Origin of the sequence: Dokdonella sp., assembly GCF_049593775.1 — a bacterium.
Classification (GTDB): Bacteria; Pseudomonadota; Gammaproteobacteria; order Xanthomonadales; family Rhodanobacteraceae; genus Dokdonella.
The window spans coordinates 1-7,767 of the sequence record NZ_JBAWHJ010000120.1 but is presented as its reverse complement, the minus strand read 5'-3'; the positions used below and the strand labels follow the sequence as shown (position 1 = coordinate 7,767).

The window sequence follows — 7,767 nt, the reverse complement described above, 5'->3', positions numbered from 1 at the left end:
ACTCGTTCATCCTGGCGAAAATATAGATTCCGTAGTCGACGCCGATACCCACACCGAGTGCCACGACGGTGAGCGTGTTGATCTTCATGCCGATGTCGAGATAGACCATCAACGCGTGGCCGAGCTCGGTGACCAGGACCAGAGGCAGCACGATGCACAGTGCCGCGCGCGGACTGCGGAAGCTGATCAGGCACATCAGGAATACGGCCGCATACAACATATAGAGGATCAGGCGCTTGACCTCACGGACCTCGTCGTTGATCGCGGCCATGACGCCGACGTTTCCGGTGGCCAACCGCAGATTGACCTGATGCAACCCTTCTTCGGGGACATCACCACTGGCCGATTGTTCTGCGAGCTGTTCGCGCAGGTTCACATCCGGGCCATGCCAGGCGTTGTTCTCTTCCCGGAACTGCTTCACCGCATTGACCACGCGATCGATCGTCGTTGCGCGGTGATCGGTCAGGAAGGCCATGATCGGCATGGCGCTGCAATCTGCATTGAGCAGGCCGGTATCGGTCTCGAAGCCCTGCGTCGAAAGACGCAAGGTATCGGAATCACGCGGCAGCACGCGCCAGCGGATATTGCCTTCGTTCCAGCCGGCGTTGACGACCTTGGCCGCCATCGGCAGCGTGATGACCTGGGCCACGCCTTCAACATTGCGCAAGTGCCACGCGAAGCGATCGACCAGCTCCATGCTTGGGTAGCTGTTGGTGCACGCCGAGGGCGGACCTTCCGCGATGATGTTGATGATGTCGACACCGAGGGCAAACTTGTCGCTGATGAGGACCGCATCCTGGTTGTAGCGTGCGTCCGGACGCAGTTCGGCAACGCCCTTCTGCGCGTCGCCGATCATCACCTTCTCGCCATAGCGCTCGGCAACAAACCAGATGGCGACACCAATGACCAGGATGATCGCGGCTGGCACGGGGCGGCTGAATTTGGCCAGCACCGTCCAGATCTTGTCGAATTGGGTGAGCTGGCGCAGGCGATAGGCGCGCTTGCGTGGCAGGTTGCGCAGTCGCGTATACGAGAGCAACACCGGCAACAGCACCAGATCGGTCAGCACGGTGAGGGCGACGCCGATGGTTGCGGTGATGGCCAGCTCGAAGATGATCCGAATTGGAATGACCAGGATCGCGGCGAATCCGATGCAACCGGCGGCCAGGGCCACCGAGCCCGGAATCAGCAGGGCGCGGAAAGCGCTGCGCGCAGCAGTCTCGGAATCGACGCCGGTGCGGTGGCTGAGCTCTTCGGGCGTACCTTCCTCGAGTCCGCCAAAGAAGATTTCGCCTCGGTACCGATTGATCATCTGTTCGCCATGGCTTACCGCTATGGCGAATATCAGGAATGGCGTCAGCATGTTCATCGGGTCAATGCCAAAACCGAGCAAGCGCAATGCACCCAGCATCCAGACGACCGAGATCAATGCGCAGAGGACGGTCAGCGAAGCGAGCTTGACCGACGATGAGTAGATGAAGAGCAATAGCCAGGTGAAGGCGATTGTCATTCCGAAGAACCAGATCACCGATTGCGCACCAGCGGTGATGTCTCCGACCATCTTCGCGAAGCCGATGATCGCGACTGTCGTATTTTCGTTTTCGTACTTGGCGCGAATCTCGTCGAGCTGGATGGCGATCTTGTTGTAGTCGACCTTGACGCCCTTTTCCGGATTCTCCGGAACCAGGTCCACCCAGATCATCGCGCCAGAAAAGTCCTTCGCTACGAGGCGACCAACGATGCTGGCCTTCTCCATGTTGGCCTTGATTGTCGCGAACTGCTCGGGCGTCGCATCGAAGCCTTCGCTGTTTGGCGTGAAGTCCTGAGGTATGACGTTGCCACCGGCGAAGCCATCCTCGACTACTTCAACGAAGCGCACGTTTGGCGTAAAGATCGAACGCACCCGTGCTTCATCGACGCTGTCGATGCTCTTGGCATCCTGGGTGATGTTCTCCATCGCCTGAAAGAACGGCAGATTGAACATGTCGCCGTTCTTGTCCATGACCGCGATGAGCACGCGGTTTGCACCGCCGAACTCCTGCTCGTAGTCGATGAACGTCTGCATGTATTCGTGCTTGAGCGGAATCTGCTTCTTGAACCCGGCATCGACACGCAGCTGCGCGGCGAAAAAGGTAAGCACGACCGTGACGATCGCAAACAGGATCAGCACGATCGGGCGACTGCCAAATACGAGCTTCTCTGCGCCGCGATGGAAGGCGTTGGGTTTCTTGTTGCTGGAACTGCCTGCGCTCATGGTTTCCCCGTCACTTGGGCTGGAAGCGGCTGAGGCCATTTTCGCTGGCTATCAGCAAGTCACCGTCGTTTCCGACCGGCTGTACACCGGCGATGACGCCGGCTGCGGTATCTGTGGCTATCTTCAGGGGCTCGCTGGCGTTTGCGCGGCTCAGGATGATGCCGTTCGCGCCGACAATGACGACGCCGTCCTTGCCGAGTGCGGTTCCGCCCATGAGGCTCAGTTCGCTGCTGGTCGGAACCTCGGTCCAGTTCACCCCGAGATCAGTGGATTCGAATACGTGACCGCGCAGGCCGAAGGCGACCACGCGCTGGCCTTCAAAGCCGACGACACCGAACATCGATCCGTCATACGGCAGCTGGGAACGTGTCCACGACAGTCCACCATCCTCCGAACGGAAGATCGCGCCGCGCTCTCCGACGATGACAAGACCGCCACTGCCCGTGCGTGCGATGCCATTCAGATGCGGATCACTTTCCATGCCGATCTTGAGCTCATCGTCGCTGAACACCTGACTGCTGAATTCATTGTCATCGACAAGATCCCCGGCGGCGGGATCATCCTCCATGAGAATGTCGTCAGTCGGATCCTGACCGGCTTCACTATCGGGCTGACCGGTCGGAATGCGTGAACCGTTCCAGGTCTTGCCACCATCACGAGTCGTGAGGAACAGGCTGTAGGCACCAATGGCCATGCCGTTGTTTGAGTCCGTGAACAATACGTCCAGGAACGGAGCACCCTGGCGCAAGTCATAGGGGTCGATTCCCTCGGCGGGTTGCCCGCGCGGATCTCGACGCTGAATTTCCCAGTTCTCGCCGCCATCACTGCTATGCAGGATGACGCCATCGTGGCCGACCGCCCAGGCCTGGTTGCCGACGGCGGTTACCGCCGTGAGCGTGCTCCGCAGCGGCACCCCGGCTGACTGGACCCACTCGTTGCCATCCGCGGAAGTCATCACCTCTCCGCGTTCGCCAACGGCGATGAAGCGGTCACCACTGGGCGTGATGTCGAGCATCATCGCCTGATTGGCCAGCGGCATGATTTCAACTGGGCGAAGAAGGGGGTCGGCAGGAAAGTTGGCCGATTCCTGCGCCTGGACTGCCGGACCGATCGACAGCGCTGCCAGCGCCAGGGATGCGGCCGCGAGGCCGGTTTTTAAGCGCTGCATGCGGGTTACCTGTGCTTGGCGGGTGACCCTGGCGGGCAACCCTGTTTGTTCAGTTGCCGCCGACCCCCCTTGCGGAAGATCGGCGGTAGACGCATGGAGATTTGTCTTACTGGATGCCGCGCTGGCGCAGCGACTGTGGCGAGAACATGGCCGGAGTTGTCTGGAACGAGAAATCGTACATCTCGTCCTGGTTGTCGAGTCCAACGGAAATGTATCGTCCCGACTTGAGGTCGTGATGATCTTCCAGGGTCGACCAGAACACCGGCACATCGTAGTAGTTGATGCTCGGCGCCTCGGAATAGCGCCAGAGTTCCAGCTGCGCATCGTAGTGATCGGTGGTTAGGATCTGCCAGCTGTCTTCGTCGAGATAGAACGTACGGCGCGGATTGATGTGGCGCTGGCCTGGGCGCAGGGTCGCCTCGACAACGTAGACGCGATGCAGCTCATAGCGCAGATAGTCCGGATCGATATAGCCGGGTTTGAGCAGGTCTTCGACCTTGGTATCCGAGCTGTGTGCCTTGTAGGAGTTGTACGGAACATACATCTCGCGCTTCTCGACCAGCTTGTACTCGAAGCGATCGAGCGAACCGTTGAACATGTCGGTCATGTCGGTCGTGCGCAGATTGTCAGCGGCCGTTCCGGGGTTGTCATACGCAATGTTCGGTGCCCGGCGTACGCGGCGCTGGCCGGGGTTGTAAACCCATGCCTGACGTGGGCCGACTTCGGAATTCAGTGTCTCGTGCACGAGCAGGATCTGACCGGCAAGACGGGGCGGCGAAATCACTTCCTGAAAGAAGTAGATCAGGATGTTGTTGATTTCGTCGAGCGTCGCACCCTGACGATAGTAGAGGCCGAGCAGTTCTTCCTTGATCTTGACCAGAACGTACTTTCCACTGGCCGTTACCGGAGCCTGGGTCGACCAGCGTCGCGCCGAAACACCCTTGTACTTGAGCTTGTGGTTCCAGATCGCCTGTGGTCCGGCAATTTTTGGATCGCTGCTCAAGATGGGGAACGGGATACCCTCTGCGACATTGGAAACACCGTCACCCTTTTCGCCACCGACCAGCTCACCGGTCACGGCGTTCTTCATCGTCATCTCGTAGGTGCGCTGCGGATTGGATGCCGAACGGCGAGTCGGATAGACGACCATCTTCCAATCCGGATACTTCGCAAACATGGCCTGCTGTCCGACGGACAGCTTGTCACCATATTCCTTGTAGTTGGCGGCGGTTATCGTGAACAGCGGTTTGTCCGCAGCGAACGGATCGAGATGGTGCATGCCGACCTTGTAGCCGGCCGGCGGCTGGGTGATGCCGCCAGTCCATTCCGGAATCGAACCGTCGGCGTTGCCGGCGCGCTCTGCTCCCAGCGGTGTCAGCGGCGTTCCGGTCAAACCGAGCTTCTTGGCTTCCTCGGCACTGACCTTGGCGACCGCGGCATTGGCCATCAGCGCAGTGGCGATGACAATGGCGAGTCCTGCTGTTTTCATGATTCTCATTGGTCGTACCCTCAGAACTGGTAGCGGGCCGCGATCTGGACGAAATCGCGATCGTTGATCAAGTTGAAGTCGCCGCCACCAAAGTAGTTGGTGTAGGCGAGGTCGAAGGACCATTTGCTCAGATAGTCGGCCTGGACACCCAGGGTGACGGCCTTGCGTCCTTCGAGGAAACTGCCACCCGGTCCGGGCGTGGTGCCGTTGACATCCTGCTGGAAGGCAACTCGCGGGATCAGGCTGATTGCAGTGCCAAAGGCGTTGTCGTAGTTGGCGCGAGCGGCAAGCCGGTAGCCCCAGGAGAAGCGCGTCGGAAATCCGCCAACCTGGGTAATCGGGTTGCGGCCGACGCCGGAATTGACATCGCCGCCACCGCCGGTGTCCGTGCCATCACCCTGGAATCGCAGATTGTCCGGCAAGTCGACATTGGTGAAGCCGACCTCGCCGACCATGGCGATCTGGTCGGAGCCCAGCCAGTTGCCCGGTCCGAATACCTTGGTCGCGGTGAATTGCAGCTGGGCGACCTTGTGCCGCTCCCAACCGCGGATTTCCTGACCCGGACCGTACGAACCCAGCTGGCTGTTGAAGCGCAGGTAGGGCTGCGGAATGATCGCATTCAACGGCGACAGGCCGGCAAACAGTACTTCGACGTCATCGATCTGGTAGGGCTGGTTCGGTCGGTAGCTCAATTCACCTTGCAAGGCGACGCCGCTGCTGTCGAGCAGGGTGTTGAAACTGACGCCGAACAGGTGGATGTCTTCCGGGTATTCGGTGAAGTAGGAACCCGAGTTGACCGCCGAGCTGATCACCGAGACACCGCTGATCAATGGCAGGCGGCTGTGGTAGTTCATTGCGTAGAAGCCGAACTCGGTGTTGTTCAGGCTTTCCGCCATATAGCGTAGCGCGATACCACCCTGGCCACCGTTCGACGGGTAGCGGGTATCACCACGCGGGAACGCGGCAGAACAGCCGGCTGCGACGAGGCTGGGCGGCAGACCGGTGTCACTCTGGTCGTAGTTGCCCTGGCCGCAAACGCTGGCAAACAGGTCGGTGTTGATGACCGGCTGCGGAACCGTACCGAAGTTCAGCATCACGTAGCGACCGCCGATGACGGCGAAGTCGTTGGTCGAGAAGTAGCTGCCCACCGGATCCGGATCGATCTTCTGGAAGTCGAGCAGGTAGACGGCCTCCATCGAGAAGTTGTCGGTGAAGTTGTACGAGCCCCAGAGCATGTTGACTGGCAGGAACGCCGACTTCAGCTCGGAGCCGGCCAGACGCAGCTTGGAGACATCGATCGGGTTGATCGAGTTGATGCCGCCCTGGATAAAGGTGCTCTCACCCCAACTGGTTACCTGGCGACCAAATCGGATCGTGCCTTGCTGCTCGCCAAGCGTGAAGTTGTGGAAGATGAAGGCATCGAGGATACGCCCCTGGGTACCGACGCGATTGCGTGCGGCCTGCGACAGATTTGCGCGGTCGGCATTCTCGAAATCATAGAAAGTCGTGCCGCGGATGAAGCCACCCCAGTTGTAGCCATAGTTGAGGGTGACCTCGACCAGGGCGCTGACTGCGTTTGAAATCGGATCCCATTGATCGTAGGCGAGATCGCCGTCGTCGCCGTTGACCGAATAGCGACCGACCGCGTCATTCTGAGCCTGGCTGCCAAGCCCGGTCTGGAAAATGGTCGGGTCAAACTGCGCTTTTCCGATCAGATCGTCGTCGCGGTCCTGGGCGCGCCATCCGATACCGTAGGAAAGCGTCGTGTTGATGACGAAGTTGAAGCCATCTTCCTCGCCCCAGGCGTACGCCTGCGCATCGCTGGCGGTGCCGGCAAATGCCAGCGCCATGGCGATCGAGAGGGTGGACAGTGCCGGACTGCGAAGTCGCGAACCGGCCCGGAATGTGTTGCTGGTTTTCATTTTTGACTCCAGTGCCAGGTCGGTTATTGCGTCTGGATGACGGACGGATTGCTGATCTGGACGGCAGCGCCGCCGCTCTTCTGCAGGCTTACCATCTCACCCTGCATTTCGACAGTTGCGCCTGGCGAAGCCGCCGGGCTCAGCAGCGAGCCGTGATCGCCTTGAGTGAAACGCACGGCGCCGCGAATGCCGGTGGGCGATTGCGTGGATTCGGTAATGCTGCTCAAGCCGAGGATACGAATCAGCGGCTCGGTACCCGAAAGCGGTGCTCCGGGCACGGTGTTCGGGATGACCTGGTCAGGCAGCACGTCGCCGCCACCGACCACTTCCTGGATCAGCAGGTTCTTCGAGGCGTTGAGGGTGTTGTTGCCGGCCAGGGCCCAGTTGATCGGGTCCGAGGAATCGATGACCGTTTGAGCCGCTACGAAGAATGCAGCGTAGTCAGCCGTTCCCGGGGTCAGGCCCAGACCTGCAAGACCTGCGCGAATGCGCGGGCCAAAGGTGGGCGAGCCTTCGAGCAGGTTGGCGATGCCACCGCCCGGAACGTTGAGCAAGGCCGTCTGTACGGTGGGGTTCACGCCCATGAATACGGTGCCGAGTATGCCGCCCAGTGACTGACCGACGAATCCGATCCTGGCTCCGTCGAAATTCACGCCACCGCTGGTCGTGTAGCGTGCGGTCGGAATGGCGCGGGCCAACTGGATCAGGTCAGCCACAGCCTGGCGATTGTTGTCTCGTGAAGTCAGCAGACTCGGCAGGTTGATGAACCAGGTGCCGGAGGGATCAATCACGCCATCCGGGCCGGGTGCACCGGTCGTATTGTTGATGAGGTCGATGTTGAAGGTGCGCTCGGTCGAGCCCAGGCTGCCGTAAAGCGGGCTGGCCGTTCTGGTGATGCCATGCAGGGGTGCATCGATTGCGATCACTGCAAATC

General features: G+C 60.2%; 5 protein-coding genes. All 5 read right to left on the bottom strand.

Annotation, left to right across the window (positions count from 1 at the left end):
- Nucleotides 1-2,254: efflux RND transporter permease subunit (locus WBP53_RS03945; RefSeq protein ID WP_423926153.1), on the bottom strand; the 2,254-nt coding region annotated here is incomplete at its 3' end.
- A gap of 10 nt (nt 2,255-2,264) precedes the next feature.
- On the bottom strand, nt 2,265-3,422 hold the full coding sequence (locus WBP53_RS03940) for a WD40/YVTN/BNR-like repeat-containing protein (RefSeq protein WP_423926151.1): 1,158 nt from the start codon (nt 3,420-3,422) through the stop codon (nt 2,265-2,267).
- A gap of 106 nt (nt 3,423-3,528) precedes the next feature.
- On the bottom strand, nt 3,529-4,911 hold the full coding sequence (locus tag WBP53_RS03935) for a DUF1329 domain-containing protein (protein WP_423926149.1): 1,383 nt from the start codon (nt 4,909-4,911) through the stop codon (nt 3,529-3,531).
- Nucleotides 4,912-4,931: 20 nt separating this feature from the next.
- On the bottom strand, nt 4,932-6,833 hold the full coding sequence (locus tag WBP53_RS03930; protein WP_423926147.1) for a DUF1302 domain-containing protein: 1,902 nt from the start codon (nt 6,831-6,833) through the stop codon (nt 4,932-4,934).
- Nucleotides 6,834-6,856: 23 nt separating this feature from the next.
- Nucleotides 6,857-7,767: hypothetical protein (locus WBP53_RS03925; protein WP_423926145.1), on the bottom strand; the 911-nt coding region annotated here is incomplete at its 5' end.

Bases quoted from the DNA above. Each gene is read 5' to 3' on its own strand.
- WBP53_RS03930 (WP_423926147.1), bottom strand. From the start codon at position 6,833: ATGAAAACCAGCAACACATTCCGGGCCGGTTCGCGACTTCGCAGTCCG.
- WBP53_RS03940 (WP_423926151.1), bottom strand. From the start codon at position 3,422: ATGCAGCGCTTAAAAACCGGCCTCGCGGCCGCATCCCTGGCGCTGGCA.
- WBP53_RS03935 (WP_423926149.1), bottom strand. From the start codon at position 4,911: ATGAAAACAGCAGGACTCGCCATTGTCATCGCCACTGCGCTGATGGCC.